At 63.7% G+C, this 15,679-nt stretch carries 14 protein-coding genes and 1 rRNA gene; 6 read left to right on the forward strand and 9 right to left on the reverse strand.

The window, feature by feature from the left end:
• Positions 1-422 (reverse strand): 16S ribosomal RNA (locus J7J55_06440); the annotation flags it as partial.
• A gap of 150 nt (positions 423-572) precedes the next feature.
• A complete protein-coding gene (locus J7J55_06445) occupies positions 573-3,002 on the reverse strand; it encodes an AAA family ATPase (GenBank protein ID MCD6142339.1) in 2,430 nt (809 codons plus the stop codon).
• 32 nt (positions 3,003-3,034) lie between these two features.
• On the opposite strand from J7J55_06445, the gene J7J55_06450 reads away from it, so the two are divergent.
• Positions 3,035-4,114, forward strand: a complete 1,080-nt coding sequence (locus tag J7J55_06450; protein ID MCD6142340.1) for a hypothetical protein — start codon at positions 3,035-3,037, stop codon at positions 4,112-4,114.
• Here the strand turns inward: J7J55_06450 and J7J55_06455 are convergent.
• Positions 4,111-6,003, reverse strand: a complete 1,893-nt coding sequence (locus tag J7J55_06455; protein ID MCD6142341.1) for an aconitate hydratase — start codon at positions 6,001-6,003, stop codon at positions 4,111-4,113. The two genes, J7J55_06450 and J7J55_06455, sit on opposite strands and share 4 nt — an antisense overlap.
• Positions 6,004-6,063: 60 nt before the next feature.
• On the opposite strand from J7J55_06455, the gene amrB reads away from it, so the two are divergent.
• The 4 genes from amrB to acpS are packed head-to-tail and all read left to right on the forward strand — an operon-like array spanning position 6,064 to position 8,771.
• On the forward strand, positions 6,064-6,939 hold the full coding sequence (gene amrB, locus J7J55_06460; GenBank protein ID MCD6142342.1) for an AmmeMemoRadiSam system protein B: 876 nt from the start codon (positions 6,064-6,066) through the stop codon (positions 6,937-6,939).
• A complete protein-coding gene (locus tag J7J55_06465; protein MCD6142343.1) occupies positions 6,936-7,790 on the forward strand; it encodes a YicC family protein in 855 nt (284 codons plus the stop codon). The genes amrB and J7J55_06465 overlap by 4 nt, the downstream gene beginning before the upstream one ends.
• Complete coding sequence (gene gmk / locus J7J55_06470) at positions 7,780-8,400, forward strand: guanylate kinase (GenBank protein ID MCD6142344.1); 621 nt, start codon at positions 7,780-7,782, stop codon at positions 8,398-8,400. Before J7J55_06465 ends, gmk begins: the two co-directional genes overlap by 11 nt.
• Positions 8,397-8,771 carry a holo-ACP synthase gene (acpS, locus tag J7J55_06475; protein MCD6142345.1) on the forward strand — a complete coding sequence of 125 codons (375 nt, stop codon included), beginning with the start codon at positions 8,397-8,399 and terminating at the stop codon, positions 8,769-8,771. Before gmk ends, acpS begins: the two co-directional genes overlap by 4 nt.
• Here acpS and J7J55_06480 read toward each other — a convergent pair.
• From J7J55_06480 to J7J55_06505, 6 genes are all read right to left on the reverse strand, one after another.
• A complete protein-coding gene (locus tag J7J55_06480) occupies positions 8,740-9,054 on the reverse strand; it encodes an HU family DNA-binding protein (protein ID MCD6142346.1) in 315 nt (104 codons plus the stop codon). The two genes, acpS and J7J55_06480, sit on opposite strands and share 32 nt — an antisense overlap.
• Before the next feature lie 20 nt (positions 9,055-9,074).
• On the reverse strand, positions 9,075-10,823 hold the full coding sequence (locus J7J55_06485) for a 30S ribosomal protein S1 (protein ID MCD6142347.1): 1,749 nt from the start codon (positions 10,821-10,823) through the stop codon (positions 9,075-9,077).
• Positions 10,824-10,895: 72 nt separating this feature from the next.
• Positions 10,896-11,411, reverse strand: a complete 516-nt coding sequence (locus J7J55_06490; GenBank protein MCD6142348.1) for a 1-acyl-sn-glycerol-3-phosphate acyltransferase — start codon at positions 11,409-11,411, stop codon at positions 10,896-10,898.
• 82 nt (positions 11,412-11,493) lie between these two features.
• Positions 11,494-12,132: a (d)CMP kinase gene (gene cmk / locus J7J55_06495; protein ID MCD6142349.1), complete on the reverse strand. Its 639-nt coding sequence runs from the start codon at positions 12,130-12,132 to the stop codon at positions 11,494-11,496.
• On the reverse strand, positions 12,132-12,956 hold the full coding sequence (gene ispE, locus J7J55_06500; GenBank protein MCD6142350.1) for a 4-(cytidine 5'-diphospho)-2-C-methyl-D-erythritol kinase: 825 nt from the start codon (positions 12,954-12,956) through the stop codon (positions 12,132-12,134). Before ispE ends, cmk begins: the two co-directional genes overlap by 1 nt.
• Positions 12,953-14,164, reverse strand: a complete 1,212-nt coding sequence (locus J7J55_06505; protein ID MCD6142351.1) for an imidazolonepropionase — start codon at positions 14,162-14,164, stop codon at positions 12,953-12,955. The genes ispE and J7J55_06505 overlap by 4 nt, the downstream gene beginning before the upstream one ends.
• A 74-nt stretch (positions 14,165-14,238) precedes the next feature.
• Between J7J55_06505 and hutH the strand changes: the two genes are divergently transcribed.
• Positions 14,239-15,679 (forward strand): histidine ammonia-lyase (gene hutH, locus J7J55_06510; GenBank protein MCD6142352.1); only part of this gene is annotated, 1,441 nt, incomplete at its 3' end.

Below are 15,679 nucleotides of genomic sequence, written 5' to 3' on the forward strand. Positions count from 1 at the left end.
GTGTCGCTCCGTCAGGCTTTCGCCCACTGCGAAAGATTCCCCACTGCTGCCTCCCGTAGGAGTCTGGGCCGTATCTCAGTCCCAATGTGGCTGGCCATCCTCTCAGACCAGCTACCCATCATCGCCTTGGTGAGCCGTTACCTCACCAACTAGCTAATAGGACGCAGCCCCCTCCCCTTGCGACGGCAGGACCGCCTTTGGCTACCGATCCATCGATCGGGAGCAACATCGGGTATTAGCTGCCCTTTCGAGCAGTTATCCCCGTCAAGGGGGCAGGTTAGCTACGCGTTACTCACCAGTCCGCCGCTCCGTCACCGGTCCGCACACCCCGAAGGGTGATTGGTCCGGCTCGATCGCTCGACTTGCATGTGTTAGGCGCACCGCTAGCGTTCATCCTGAGCTGGGATCAAACTCTCTTGGTTTTAGATTTTGATCCGATGCAATTAGGTGACATGGTTCCATTAACGGAACCCAATACCACGCTATCCACTTTTCAAGGACCGGTTGTTTGCAGGGGGAAGTATATCCCCTCCCCAGGTCTCTGTCAAGGTGAATGTCCCCACTCGAGGGGGTTAATCAGTGCCAGGATCACCCGCATCTTCTGGCTTTTTCTCTTCCTCCTTGAGGGACTCTCTGATCTGATCGAGCCGCGCAGCGACGCGGCCGAAGACCGACTTCGGCGGGAACGTCCCATCCTTCCGCCGTTTCCCCGCCGGGACCCCGGTCAGGATCTCGATCCCCTCTTCCACCCGTGTCACCGGGTAAATGTGAAACTTCCCAGCGCGGACCGCTTCCACCACCTCTTCGGAGAGCATCAGATTGTCTATGTTCCGGGCCGGGATGATCACCCCTTGCTCCCCGGTCAACCCCTTCGCCTTGCACACGCGGAAGAACCCCTCGATCTTCTCGTTCACCCCGCCGATCGGTTGGATCCCGCCCTTCTGGTTGACTGAGCCGGTGACAGCGATTCCCTGCTTGACCGGCAACCCGGACAGGGCAGAGAGGAGGGCGTACAGTTCGGTGCTCGACGCGCTGTCTCCATCGATCATGGAGTAACTCTGCTCGAACGTCAGACTCGCCGACAGGCTGAGCGGCCGGTTGGCAGCGAACTGCTCCCCGAGGAATCCCTTCAGGATCATGATCCCCTTGGTATGGGTGTGACCGCCGAGGTCGGCCTCCCGCTCGATGTCCACGATCCCGTCCTTTCCGGTATAGACGGTCGCTGTGATCCGGGAGGGCTTCCCGAACGCGTAGTCGCCGAGTTGAAGGACGGCGAGCCCATTCACCTGTCCAGTCCGCTCTCCTTCGGTATCGACGAGGATCTGGCCGCGGGCGATCATCTCCCGGATCTTCTCTTCGATCCGGTTACTGCGGCGCTCCCGCTCAACGAGCGCCTTGCGCACGTGCGCGCCGGTGACGTAATCCGATCCCTCGGTCCGCGCCCAGTAGGACGCCTCTTTGACGATCGAGGTGAGAACCCCGAATCGGCAGGAGAGCTTCTTCTGGTCCCCGGCGAGCTCGGCCGCTGTCTCCACGATCTTCGCTACCCCAGTCGGGTCGAACGGAAGCAGACTCGGGTCCTCCTGACAACGGGCGCGGAGGAAACGGGCGATCTCCTGCTCGTGTTCCTCGTTCCGCTCCATCTCGGTTTCGAAGTCGCTTTTCACCGAGAACAGCTTGGGGAAGTCCTCGTCGTAGTAGTGGAGGATCTCGTAGATCTCCGGGCTGCCGATGATGATCACCTTCATCCGAAACGGGACCGGCTCGGGCTTGAGACCCTCGGTGGTAGAATAGCCGAGCATCTGCATGGGGTCCTCGATTCGGATCTCGCGCCGCTTGATCGCGATCTTGAGCGCCTCCCACGAAAGCCCCATCCGGAAAAGATTGTTCGCGTTCAGGACCAGATAGCCGCCGTTGGCGCGGTGAAGCGATCCGGGCTTGATCATCGTGAAATCGGTGATCGCCACCCCCATGTGCACCCGCCGCTCGATCGAGCCGAACAGGTTGGTGTACGAGGCGTTCTCCTCCACGATCACCGGCGCCCCTTCGGTCTGGGAGTTGTCCACCAGGACGTTCACGTCATAGCGCTTGAACGGATCTACCGGTTGCATCACGAACGGGAACGGGACCTTCGGTGCCTCCTGATTACCCCCGCGGAACTGGTCGAGATGCTCGACGATGTCGTTCTGCACTTCATCGAAGAAGGAGATCACCTTCTCGATCCCGCCATAGCGGGATTTGAGCTGGCTTATGTGCGGTTCAACCGTGAACAGGACCGCTTCCCGCGCCAGCTTCTTCACCTCCTCCTCCCGCTCCTCATCGACACGGGCGACCTCCTGAAGGACTTCTTGAATCAAGGACTGGACCTTGTTCTGCTTTTCCCGGATCTCGGCCTTCTCCTCGTCGGACAGAGCCTCGTACTCCTCCTGGCTGAGTGGTTCCCCCTCCTTGCGCAGGGGGAGGGTGTTGATCCCGATCGGGGTCCGTTGGATCGCGAATCCAAGGGCACGGGACTTCTTCTCCATCTCCTCGAACAGCTTTGCCCGCTTCTCGGCGTGAAGCTCGTTTATCTTTTTGATCCGTGCCTTGAACTCGTCCGTCTCAAACACCTTGGGGATGTCGCGTCGCAGCCGAGCGATCAGGTGCTTCATGTCTGTACGCAGTTGCGTCCCCATCCCGGCAGGAAGCTCAAGGCAGCGGGGGTTGTAGGGATTGGCGAAGTTGTGTACGTAGCACAGATCAGGGGGGCGGGGCTCGTTCTTGCTCACCCGACTGAGGAAGTACTCCACCGCCGACATCTTCCCAGTCCCCGGGCCGCCGGCGACGTAGATGTTGTATCGGTTCTTGGCGTCCTTTATCCCCAAACCGAGCTTGAGCGCTTCGATCGCCCGCTCCTGGCCGATGATCCGATCGAGCGGCTCCAGCTCAGCGGTCGTCTTGAATTTGAACTTCTTCGGGTCACACGTATAACGAAGCTTTGTTGCATCCAGTTCCTTGGTCATTCCTTCCTCCTTGAAGTAGGATTGTAGCGCAGATGAATAAACGGTTGCAACGAAGCATTATCGTCGTCGTTCTGATCGCGGTCTGTCTCCCGGCCCTGGGCTTGGGAAACTCGGCTCGCCTTGTGCCGCTGATCGACCTTCCGCGGATCTCTCAATACCTGCCGTATCTGGAGAAGGCCATTGCCACGGCGAATTCCGCGATCGACATTCTCCTCTCCGACGGCGAGCTCGCCGGAAACCCGCTGTGGGATGAGGTGACCGCCGCGGCCGCCCGAGGTGTGGCGGTGCGGGTCATCCTCGACCGCAGCGACTGGTCGGAGTCGATCACCGACAAGAACCGCCCGACGATCGATTATCTGACCGCACACGGGATCCCGGCGAGGTTCGACGATCCGGCGGTGACCACGCACGCCAAGCTCGTCGTGGTCGATGATCACCTTGCCATTCTCGGCTCATCCAACTGGAACGAGCACGCGTTCACCGAGCAGGCACAGGCGAACATCGCGGTCGACGATCCCCGAATCGGAGAGGTGTTCGGAGAATACTTCAACCGGATATGGGATAACAATCTCGTGCCCGGAGGGATCAGGATCCCCATCGATAGGATCGGGAACGGTCCGACCTTGATCCCGCTCCCGGACGGACCGGAGACGAAAAACTACGCCCGTGTCCTGCTCAAGCTGGTAAATGGAGCGCGGAGCACGATCCACGTCGTGATGTACCGCGCCTCGTACTATCCGGCGTACAAAAAGAGTCTGGCCAACGACATCCTGAACGCGCTCGTCGCTGCTGCCGGGCGCGGGGTGGAGGTAAAGGTCTTCCTCGACGACTGCGCGTTCTACCCGGAGTCGGCACAGGCGAACCGAGAGGCGGCGCATTACCTCGCCGACCACGGGATCGCGGTCCGGTTCGACGATCCGTCCGCCACCACCCACGCCAAGCTGGTGATCATCGACGGGTGCGATGTCGTCCTCGGCTCGACCAACTGGAACTACTACTCGCTCGAGCGCAACAACGAGACCGACATCGCCGCACTCGGGGTCCCGGCCCTGGCCGCGGCGTACGAGCGGTTCTTCTCCTACCTGTGGGACAGAGGTAGACCGGTCCGCTAGCCGCTCTTCTGCGCGGTGTACGCGAGCAGTCCTCCGGCCTTGATCATCTCGATCTCGCGCGGAGAGAGGTCGTGGCGAAGCGGAATCCACTCGTCCTTGGTCCGGTTGTACGCCTTCAGCTCACCGGTGAGATCGGAGACATCGACCTCCAGGGCATCCCCCTGGTCGATCCGATCGGTGTCGCAGATGAACGGGATGATCCCGACGTTGATCAGGTTCGCACGGTGGATGCGGGCGTAGCTCTTGGCGAACACCGCCTTGATCCCGAGCTGCCACGGGGCGAGGGCGGCGTGCTCGCGCGATGATCCCTGCCCGTAGTTCTCCCCGCCGACGATGAATCCCCCGCCCTTCTCGGCGGCGCGGGCGGCGAACTCCTTGTCCTCGTAGTAGAACGTGAACTTGGCGATCTCGGGGAGGTTGGAGCGCAGGTGCTGGGTGAGCGGCCCGGCCGGGAGGATCGTGTCGGTGGAGACCCCGTCCCCGAGCTTGATCAGTACTTCCCCTTTCAGCGGGGACTGGAGCGGCCGCTGCGGGGCAAGCGGGACGATGTTCGGGGCGCGGCGGATCTCGACCGACGGCCCCTTCGGCTCGAGGATCAGCGCGTCATCGATCGTCAGATGGTCGATCTTCACCTCCACCGGCGGGAGCTCGCGCGGATCGGCGATCTTCCCCGCGAGGGCGGAGGCGGCGGCGACTTCAGGGCTGCAGAGCGCGATCTTCCCGAACTTGTTCCCGCCCCGTCCCTTCCAGTTCCGGTTGACGGTGCGGAGCGACAGGTGGCCGTAGCCGGGCACGAACCCGATTCCGATGCACGCGTTGCACCCCGGCTCGATCATTCGGACGCCGGCCTTGGTGAGCGCGAGGAAGCTCCCGTCCTCCATCAGCATCTCCCACGCCTGGCGCGAGGCCGGGGAGACGACGACGTCGATGTCAGAAGAGACGTGCTTTCCCTTCAGGATCTCGGCGGCGATCTTGATATCGCGATAGCTCCCGTTCGTGCACGAGCCGATGTAGACCTGGTCGATCTTCGTCCCGGCTACCTCGTCGATGTCGTAGACGTTATCCGGCATCCCGGGCATGGCGACAAGCGGCTTCAATGAGGAGAGGTCGATCTCCAGGGTCTGGTCGTATGCGGCGTCCGGATCGGGGGCAAGCTCGCGCCACGCTTCCTCCCTCCCCTGCATGCGGAGGAACTCCCGCGTCACGGCATCGGAGGGGAAGATGGACGAGGTCGCGCCGGTCTCGGTGCACAGATTGGTGATCGTTGCCCGCTGCGGCACGGACAGGGTCTCCACCCCCGGGCCGGTGAACTCGAGGAAGTAGCCGACTCCCCCCTTCACCGAGATCCGCCGCAGGATCTCGAGCGCCACGTCCTTTGCCGCCACCCCCCACGGGAGCTCACCGGTGAGGACGACCCGCATCATCTTGGGGACGGTGAGGTAAAAGAGGCCGCCTCCCATCGCCACGGCGACGTCCATCCCTCCGGCCCCGATCCCGAGCATCCCCAGCCCACCGGCAGTTGGGGTGTGGGAATCAGACCCGAGCAGGGTCTTCCCCGGGACGCCGAACCGCTCGTAGTGAAGCTGATGGCAGACCCCGTTTCCGTTCTTGGAGAACTTGGCCCCGTAGTGCGAGGCGATCGACTGCAGGAAGACGTGATCGTCGGTCGACTCGCCCTTGAACCCGAGCGAGGTGTGGTCGGAGTAGCTGACCACGAGCTCCGCCTTCACCTTATCCATCCCGAGCGACTCGAACTCGAGCCAGGCCATCGTCCCGGTGGAGTCCTGGGTCAAGCAGTGATCGATCTTGATTCCGACTTCGCTTCCCCGGTTGAGCTTCCCCTCCACCACGTGCGTCTCCAGGATCTTCTCGGTCATCGTTTTGCCCACAATTGATCACTCTCCTCGCGTTGGTAATGGGATTATACCGGTGGGAGAAGGAGGATCAATTTGCGCCGGTTCCCCACCCCAAGCTACAATGGAACCATGGTCAGCAAAGTTCGTGAACCAGTCGTCGCAGGGGCATTCTACCCAGGGACGCGAGCTGGGCTCCTGCGCACCATGGAAGGGTTGTTCGGCGGAGGACGGCCGGAGACAGCGAGGTCCCTTTCCCGTCCGTTCGGGTTGGTCGTACCCCACGCGGGGTACATGTATTCGGGGAAGGTGGCGGCGGATGGGTACCGCGAGGCGGCCCGCGCCGGAACGCCGGAGGAGGTGGTCATCCTCGGGACGAATCACACCGGCCTCGGTTACCCGATCTCGATCGCCCGGGACGGTGCCTGGCGCACTCCGCTCGGAGATGCGCCGATCGCCGCTGACCTCGCCGATCGGTTGGTGGAGCGAGGGTTTCCCATCGCCGAGGAGGCGTTCGCCCGCGAGCACTCGATCGAGGTACAGCTCCCATTCCTCCAGTATCTGTTCGGTGAAGAGATCCCGTTTGTCCCAATCTGCGTGTCGTTCCCCCGGTTGAACGACCTCGTCGCCGCCGGGGAGGCGCTGGGGGAGGTGGTTCGGGATGACGCTGTTCTCCTCGTCGCGAGCAGCGACTTCACCCACTACGAGCCGGACGGGATCGCACGCCGGCTCGATCAGGAGGCGATCGAGCTGATCCTCCGGTTCGATGCAGTCGGGTTCTACAGACTCGTCCTTGAAAAGCGGCTTTCCATCTGCGGGGCCGGCGCGATCACTCTCCTCCTCGCCGCCGCACGAAAGCTCGGCTGGGGGGAAGCGCAGCTCGTCTCCTACGCGACCTCCGGGGATATCACCGGGGACCGGAGCGCGGTGGTCGGGTACGCCGCGATCGCCCTCAGTGGGGAGGGATCGTGATCAGGAGCATGACCGGGTACGGTGCCGGAAGCGGGAGCGCCGGTGGCTGGAACGCCGCGGTAGCGCTCCGCACCCTGAACCACCGCTACTTGTCGGTGCGGGTACGGGGGGCGTCTGATCCCGTCCTGGAGCGGAAGATCGACGAGGAAGTGAAGCATGCATTCGCACGCGGGGAGGTGGAGGTAACGGTCTCGCTCACCCAGGATCCGGACGCTCTTCGCCTCCGGTTCGACCGGAGAACGATCTCCGCCTACGCGGATGAGCTCCGGGCACTGGCGGACGAGCTTTCCCTCCCTCCTCCGAGCCTGCACGATCTGATCTCGCTCGGGGCGTTCGCGCCCCAAGCAGCGGAGGTCCCTGACCCGTGGCCCGCGGTCGCGGCCGCCCTGACCGCGGCGATCGTTGGGGCACAGGCGGCGCGGACACAGGAAGGGAAGCTCATCCACGACGAGCTTGTTTCGCTCCTGGACGAGCTATCCTCCCTGATCGACCAGGTGAAGGCAAGGATCCCCGCCGTGGTCGAAGAGCTGCGTGACCGGCTGCGAGAGCGGGTCTCCTCCCTTGGGGTCGAGGTCGACCCCGACCGGCTGGAGATGGAGATCGCGCTCCTCGCCGAGCGGGCCGACGTGCGGGAGGAGATCGCGCGACTCGAGGCGCACGTCTCCCGAATCCGCACCCTGCTCGACTCCGATGCTCCCGTCGGGAAGGAACTCTCCTTCCTCGCCCAGGAGCTCCTGCGCGAGGCGAACACCCTGGGGGCGAAGTCACGCGACCTTGAGATAAACGGACTCGTCGTCTCGATGAAGGTGGCGATCGATCGATTCAAAGAGCAGGTGCAGAATGTCGAATGAGGCGATAACCGGATACCGTCGTGGGATCGGAGGCGGGCTGGCGTTCGTCGTCTCCGGCCCATCCGGGGCCGGGAAGAACTCGGTGATCGATCGGGTGATGGAGCTCCTCCCCGGCCTCTCCTACTCGGTATCCTACACCACTCGGCCACCGCGGCCACACGAGGTCCCGGGGCGGGATTACCACTTCGTCTCCCGGGAGGAGTTCGAGCGATTGATCGCCGCCGGGGAACTGGTGGAGCACGTGCAGTACCTCGGCGATTACTACGGAACCGGGTTCCGTCAGATCGAGGAGGTGTTCGCCCAGGGGAAGGACGTGATCCTGAACATCGACGTCAATGGAGCGCGAACCCTGCGCGCGCGTGGGCTCCTCCGGTTCACGGTGATCTACGTCTTCCTCGCCCCCTCGTCACTATCCCGGTTGGAGGAGCGCCTGCGCGCCCGCGGAACGGAGGACGAAGCGGAGATCGCCCGCCGGCTCGAGGTCGCCGCGCGCGAGCTTGAGGAGATCCCAGGGTTCGACTACCTTGTGATCAACGATGAGTTCGATCGGGCAGTGGATGAGCTCGCCGGGATCATCACCGCCGAGCGGGTCCGGATCGTGCGCCGATGACCCAGATCGGGATCGACGCTGTCGAGGTGACCCGGATGAAGGAGGTCTGCTCCCGCCGCGGCGACCGGTTCCTGTATCGGGTATTCACCCCTGCGGAGGTCGACTACGCGTTCCGCGCCCGCGGCGACCGGAGGTTTGAACGCCTCGCCGGGAGGTTTGCCTTGAAGGAGGCGTTGATCAAAGCGTGGGGAAGAGGGATCCCGTTTTCCGAGATCGAGGTGGAAAACGACCCGGCTGGCCGACCGGTGGTCCGTTGCCGCCGCGTCCGGGGAAGGATAACGGCCAGCCTCACGCATACGCGGAGGCTGGCCGTCGGTTGCGTCTTGTTGGAAACGGAGGTTACTTCTTCGCCACCCCGCCGTTCGGGGTAACCTTGAGCCCCTTTTCGATCTGGCGCCGGAGCTCTTTCCCCGGCTTGAACAGGGGGACGACCTTCGCGTCGACGTGGATCTGTTCCTTGGTCTGAGGATTAATCCGGCTGCTTGCCTTGCGGGCGCGTACCCCGAACTTTCCGAAGCCGACGAGCTTCACTTCCTCCCCCTGGAGGAGGGTGTCCTGAATCAGCCCGAGGACCGAATCGAGAAGCCGGCGGGCCTCCTTCTTGGTCAGGTTCGTCGAGTCGGCCAAACGATCGATGAATTCGCCTTTATTCATTGTGTGTTCCTCCTTGCTGTTTATGTGTCTTCTGTGGTCTCTTCTTCTTCCTCAGCCAGGCCGGTATCACCGAGGAGATCGCGCATGCTCAAGGTCTCGTGTCCAGCGTCTTCGATGTAGAACCGCTCTATCTTGTCGCGCTTCTTACCGCCGGAGCGCTTGCGGGATGGACGGGCGGCCGGGGGCGGCTCAGGCGGGGCGAGGAGCTTGCGAATGCTCAGTCGCACCTGCTTCTTCTCCTCGTTTATCCCGATTATCTTCGCCTTGACCTTGTCCCCCACCGCAAGGACGTCCTTCGGAGTGGCGATCCGTTTGTCGCTTATCTCCGAGACGTGGATGAGCCCTTCCACATCATCGGTGATCCGCATAAACGCGCCGAAGTCCTTGATCTCCGTGATCTCTCCGTCAACGACATCGTCGAGGGAATACTGCTCGGTGAACTGGCGCCAGGGGTCGGTCTTCAGGGCGCGGATGCTCAGGCTGATCCGCCGCTCCTTCGGATCGACGTTCAATACCTTCACCTCCACCGTTTCCCCTTCCTTGAGAACCTCGCGCGGATGATTTACCCGTCCCCAATCGAGCTCGGAGACGTGCACCAGCCCCTCGATCCCCTCCTCCAGCTTGACGAACGCGCCGAAGTCGGTGAGCTTAGTCACCTCCCCAACCACGCGCTGGCCGCGAGGATACTTCGCCTCCACGTCAGCCCACGGGTCATCCGTAGTCTGGCGAAGGGAAAGGCTGATGCGGCGCGCCTCCTCGTCGCAGCTGAGGACGACGACTTCGACCTCGTCCCCCTCCTTGACGATCTCCTTCGGGTTCTCCGGATGCCCCCACGAGAGCTCGGAGATGTGGACCAGCCCTTCCACGTCCTGCTCCAGTTCCACAAACGCACCGAAGTCGGTGACGCTGACCACCTTCCCTGTCACTCGCGTCCCGGCCGGGTACCGCTCCGCGATCCCCTCCCACGGGTTGGGACGGAGCTGTTTGATGGAGAGGGAGATCCTCTGTTTCTCCGGATCGAAGTCGATCACCTTCACCCGCACCTTATCTCCGACCTTGTACGTTGGGGGTGGGACGGGGAGGTCCTTCCACGCGATCTCGGAGCGGTGGACGAGTCCCTCAAACCCGCCGATGTCGACGAAGATCCCGAAATCGACGACACTGCGGATCGTCCCCTCCACCTCTTGACCTACCTCGAGAGTGGAGAACAGCTCCTCGCGCCGCTTCCGTTCCTCCTCCTTCAGGTAGGCTTTATGCGAAACAACGAGGTTCTTCTCCCGACGCGAGAGCTCGAGGATCTTGAACTTCGTCCTGGTCCCCTTCAGCTTTTCGATCGCACTCGGGAGGTCGTTCCCAAGGTGGGAACCGGGGAGGAAGGCGCGGATCCCGTCGAGGTTGACGTGATAGCCCGCGTTCTTCACCTCGCCGGTGATCTCCCCTTCCACCGGGGTTCCGTTCCGGTACGCCTCCTCCAGGGACTCGATCCTCTTCTCGTACTCAGCCTGTTTCTCGGAAGCGTAGATCGTCCCCTTCTCCTCATCGATATAGGTGACAAGGACCTCGATCTCCTCCCCTTCCTCGATCTTCCCTTCCTTGCGGAACGGGGAGAGCTCGCTCACCGGAAGGATCCCCTCCGACTTGTACCCGATATCGACGAGGACCTCGTCCTGGTTCACCTGGACGACTGTGCCGGTCACCGTGTCCCCACGGCTGTACAGCTTGACGTCGCTTTCCGAGAAAGCCTCTTCCATCTTGATCTTTTCTTCCATAGCGTTTAGACCACCTGTTTTAAAATTTCCCCTCTTCTTCAGCCTCCCGAAAGAGGGCTCGGTTCCTCCCGTTCACGCCGCATCGATCAGTTCCATCAGCCGTTGGCTCATCCGCCGCTCCCGTTCAACGCGGCCCGTCCCGGTCCCGTCGTCGAGCGCGGTCACGGGGACCGGGCGGCCGATCGAGATGGTAACACGGGGGAAGCGAAATGGGTAGCGCGGTGGATACGGCCCCTCCGCTCTTATGTTCACTGGGACCAGTTCCTTGCCGGAAAGGCGGGCGAAGTGGATCGCCCCTGCCTTTGCGTCCGCGCCCGCCTTGGTCGTCCCCTCCGGGAAGATCCCGATCAGCCGCTCGCGCTGCACCGCGTCGAGGAGGCGGCGGAAGTCGGCGCGGCTGAAATGGTCACGGTCGATCGCGGTGGCGTAGAGTTTGATCAGGAGGTGAAACAAAGGATTCTTCAGCAGGCCTTTCCGGGCGATGAAGTGGATGCGGTTCCGCATCCCCAGCGCAACGGCGAGGAGAGGGATGTCCCAGTAGCTGCGATGGCGGGCGACGATGATATAACCGGTACCCCTGTTGAGCATGTTCCTCCCCGTAACCCGTAGGCGGAATAGGACCCTCGCCAGGAGATGGAGGAGGAAAACTATCAGCGCGTACAGCCCCCCTTTAACCCCTTCCTGCAGCCGATGCGTCACCCTTCCTTAATCGCTCCCTGACGAGACCTATCGCCTCGGAAATGACCTCTGTGAGGCTCTTCTGATCGGTGGTGATTATAATCGCGTCGGGAGCGGGGTTCAAGGGGGAGAGCTCGCGGGTGGAATCGCGCCGGTCGCGGGCGATGATCTCGCGCAAGGTCTCGTCGTAATCGAGTCCGGGTCGCTCCTGCACCCGCCGCCGCGCCCGGGTCTCAGGGCTCGCCTCGAGGAAGATCTTGACGTCGGCGTCGGGTAACACGACGGTCCCGATGTCCCTACCCTCCATCACTACGTCGTTCCCGGCGGCGATACTCCGCTGGAGCTCGACGAGCCTCTCTCTCACCTCGGGATAAGTGGCGACCCGGGATGATGCCTGATCCATCTCCGGAGTGTGCAGCAGATCGGTGACATCCTCCCCGTTCAGGAAGAGCCGCCCGTCACGATTCAACGTGATCTCCATCTCCGCGAGCGGAATCCCACGGGCCAACCCGAGCGCCACCGCGCGGTACATCTTTCCGGTCTCCACGAACAGGCACCCGAAGTGCTCGGCAAGGGCCCGTCCCAGGCTCGTCTTCCCGGCCGCGGCCGGTCCATCGATCGCGATCTGCATCAACCCACCTCCTGTTCCTCGCATCCCACCTCAGTCGGCGCGCATACCTCTATCCGCGCTTCCGGGAGGGCGTGTCTGAGGTACTCCCCCGCCGCCCGCGCCCGGTCCGGATCGGCGAACGCGGCGAAGAACGTCGCCCCGCTCCCACTCATTCCCCAGTAATCCCCCCCGGCGCTCGCCGTCGCCGCGCGGTAGGGGACAAGATCAGGATAGAGAGAGAGGGCCGCTTCCTCAAGGTCGTTCTCCCCAAGCCGTGGTGGGGAGCTCTTCCCCCCCGGATGAATCTCATCGTAGCGGCGGTAGACCGCGGCGGTGTCACAGTGGATCGGGGGAATGACGAGGAGGAATGCACCCTCCGCGCCGGGAGGAATGAAGGTCAGCCGCTCCCCTTTCCCCTGCATTCGCACCCTCCCCCCGCGCAGGAACAGCGGAACATCCGCTCCGATCGCCGCGGCGAGCTCGGCCAGACGATCGGACCGGAGGCGGGGCGGAATAAGGCGGTCAAGGAGGACGAGGACGCAGGCGGCGTCGCTCGATCCGCCTCCGAGTCCGGCCCCGGTCGGGATGTTCTTCTCCACGGTGATTCTCACTCCGACCTTCGCTCGCTTCTCCGCCAGGATCGCCTGCGCCGCGCGATACACCAAGTCCTCGCGCGGCGGAAACGGGCTTTCCACCCGCAACCCGGTCCCGCCCTGCACAAACGAAATCCGGTCCGCAAGCTCGATCGTCTGGACGATGGAGTCGAGTTCGTGAAACCCATCCGGGCGGCGCGGCCCGACCCGGAGGGAGAGGTTCAGCTTGGCATAAGCGCGGGCTGAGATCATCGGCAGGAGTACGCTACCCTTCCGGCGTGGAGCACGAGCTTCACCGGATTGTGGCCGAAGAAATACGGGAGCTGCCGGTAGTTGTCGAGCTCGACCAGAACGATGTCCGCCGATTTTCCCTCTTCGAGCGATCCAACCTCATCGGCGAGCTCAAGGGCAGCGGCGGCGTTCAGGGTGGCGGCGGTGATCGCCTCCTCGACCGTCATCTTCATCCGCATTACTGCCAGACCGATCACCATCGGCATCGACGGGATCAGGCACGTCCCCGGGTTGAAGTCCGTCCCCAGGGCGACGGGGAGTCCGAGCTCGATCATCCGCCGTGCCGGGGCATAGTCAGTCCCCAGGGTGAACGCCGTCCCGGGGAGGAGGACCGGAATCACTCCGGCGTCCCGCATCCGGACCATCCCGGACTCCGTAGTTCGCAGGAGATGGTCGGCCGAGGTGGCGGATAGTTCAGCAGCGAGAGCTGCTCCGCCGCTGTCGGCGAGCTCGTCGGCGTGGAGTTTGAGGCGGAGACCGGCCCCGCGCGCGGCGCGGAGGATCGTACGCGCCTCGGGAACGGTGTAGAACCCGACGTCGCAAAAGACATCACAGAACTGGGCGAGGCGCCGGCGCCGAACGGTGGGGATCATCTCGGTAATGATCGAGGAGATGTAGTCATCGCGGCGGACGTCGGGAGGGAAGGCGTGAGCTCCGAGGAAGGTGGGGACGATCCGCATCGGGAGGCTCTTCCGGGCGCGTCGCACCGCGAGGAGAAGCCGCACCTCACTCTCCGGGGTCAGGCCGTAACCGCTCTTCACCTCGGCGGTCGTCGTCCCCCAAGCGAGCATCCGCCGCAGGTAGATGCGCGTGTTCCGGGCCAGATCCTCCTCGGAAGCGGCACGCACCGCCTTCGCCGTCTCCAGGATCCCACCCCCGTCGTACCGGGCCCCGCGGGCGCGGGCGAGGAACTCGTCCTCGCGCGTCCCGGCGAACACGGCATGGGTATGGGGATCGACGAACCCGGGGAGGGCGAGCTTCCCCCGTGCGTCGATCGTCTCCTCGACCCCGGTTCTGGGTAGAGCACGCCCGATTCTGGAGATCCTCCCGTCCTCGATCAGGATCTCCACCCCGTCCCGTACGTACAGGGCATTCATCCGCTCTCCCCCGACCGGGCCGCGACCACGGGGGGTGGCGAGTTGTCCGATTCCCGTGATAAGGGTGCGCATACGACTCCAGTATAGTGACCAAAACCGGGCTTTACAACGATTTTTCTTCCCGGTATACTCCGCCCGGTGATAGGATGATCGAACTGGACGGAGAAAACCTCGCGCTGGAGGATGCAGCCCGCGTTGTGTTCGCCGGAGAGCCGGTGCGGATGGGAGAGAGGGCACGGGCGCAGGTAGCCCGATCGGCAGCGCGGGTGGAGGAGATCGTCACCGCCGGAGTACCAGTATACGGGATCAACACCGGGTTCGGCGCCCTGAGCACCGAGTCGATCCCCGGTGATCATCTGCGGGAACTCCAGAGGAACATCATCCTGTCTCATTCCGTCGGGGTGGGAGACCCACTCCCAGAGCCCGCGGTGCGGGCGATGATCCTGTTCCGGATCAACTCCTTCCTCAAGGGCGCCTCCGGGATCAGGCCGGAGCCGATCGAGTACCTGATCGACCTGCTGAACGCTGGAATCCACCCGGTGGTCCCGGCCCAGGGGTCGGTCGGATCGTCCGGCGATCTCGCCCCCCTTGCCCACCTCGCGGCGGTCCTGATCGGAGAGGGGGAAGCGACGAGCGATGGGAGCAGGTTCTCGGGCAGAGAGGCCCTGCGCCGGATCGGGAGGAGACCGCTCGAGCTCGGGCCGAAGGAGGGGCTGGCGCTGCTCAACGGGACGCAGTACATGACCGGCGTTGGATTCCTCGTTCATCACCAGGGGACGAGGCTCCTCAACGCAGCGGTCGGAGCGGCCGCCCTGTCCCTCGAGGGCCTGCGCGGGTTCTCCGCCCCGTTCGATCCCCGCCTGCACGCCGCCCGCCCCCATCCCGGCCAGGTGAGGATCGCCGGACTGATCCGGGAACTGACCGCGGGAAGCGCACTTCTCGATTCCTCTGGCGGGGACGTACAGGATGCCTATTCCCTCCGCTGCATCCCCCAGGTCCTCGGCCCGGCATGGGAGGCGCTCCAGTATCTGCGGTCCAAACTCGAGATCGAAATAAACTCCGCCACCGACAACCCGCTCCTCTTCCCGGACGGAGTCGTCCTCTCCGGGGGAAACTTCCACGGAGAGGTCATCGGGCTCGGGTTGGAGATGGCGACCCTCGCGCTCGCTGAGGTGGGGAGCATCTCCGAGCGGCGGACCGACCGGCTCCTCAATTCCCCGGACCGCGGTCTCCCCCAATTCCTGGTGCGGGAGCGGGGGATAAACTCCGGGTTCATGCTCGCCCAGTACACCGCCGCCGCGCTGGTGAGCGAGAACAAGGTCCTGTGCCACCCGGCCCTTGCCGACTCGATCCCCACCTCGGGCGGGAAGGAGGACCACAACAGCATGGCGGCGATCGCGGCGCACAAGGGGCTGCGGATCTGCGAGAATCTATCCCGAATAGTGGCGATCGAGCTCTTGTGCGCCGCCCAGGCGCTCGACTTCCAGGGGGTGGAAAAAGCGGGAGAGGGGACGCGGGCCCTGCATGCCCGAATCCGGGAACGCTTCCCGCATCTCGACTCCGACCAGCCGCTGGCACCGGGGATCG

The sequence above is a fragment of the Candidatus Bipolaricaulota bacterium genome (assembly GCA_021159055.1).
Lineage (GTDB): Bacteria > Bipolaricaulota > Bipolaricaulia > UBA7950 > UBA9294 > S016-54.

What these genes read in the sequence shown, in the direction of transcription:
- acpS (MCD6142345.1), top strand. Translation starts at nt 8,397, where the DNA reads ATGACCCAGATCGGGATCGACGCTGTCGAGGTGACCCGGATGAAGGAG.
- gmk (MCD6142344.1), top strand. Translation starts at nt 7,780, where the DNA reads ATGTCGAATGAGGCGATAACCGGATACCGTCGTGGGATCGGAGGCGGG.
- J7J55_06445 (MCD6142339.1), bottom strand. Translation starts at nt 3,002, where the DNA reads ATGACCAAGGAACTGGATGCAACAAAGCTTCGTTATACGTGTGACCCG.
- J7J55_06480 (MCD6142346.1), bottom strand. Translation starts at nt 9,054, where the DNA reads ATGAATAAAGGCGAATTCATCGATCGTTTGGCCGACTCGACGAACCTG.
- J7J55_06485 (MCD6142347.1), bottom strand. Translation starts at nt 10,823, where the DNA reads ATGGAAGAAAAGATCAAGATGGAAGAGGCTTTCTCGGAAAGCGACGTC.
- J7J55_06490 (MCD6142348.1), bottom strand. Translation starts at nt 11,411, where the DNA reads ATGCTCAACAGGGGTACCGGTTATATCATCGTCGCCCGCCATCGCAGC.
- J7J55_06505 (MCD6142351.1), bottom strand. Translation starts at nt 14,164, where the DNA reads ATGCGCACCCTTATCACGGGAATCGGACAACTCGCCACCCCCCGTGGT.
- cmk (MCD6142349.1), bottom strand. Translation starts at nt 12,132, where the DNA reads ATGCAGATCGCGATCGATGGACCGGCCGCGGCCGGGAAGACGAGCCTG.
- J7J55_06450 (MCD6142340.1), top strand. Translation starts at nt 3,035, where the DNA reads ATGAATAAACGGTTGCAACGAAGCATTATCGTCGTCGTTCTGATCGCG.
- ispE (MCD6142350.1), bottom strand. Translation starts at nt 12,956, where the DNA reads ATGATCTCAGCCCGCGCTTATGCCAAGCTGAACCTCTCCCTCCGGGTC.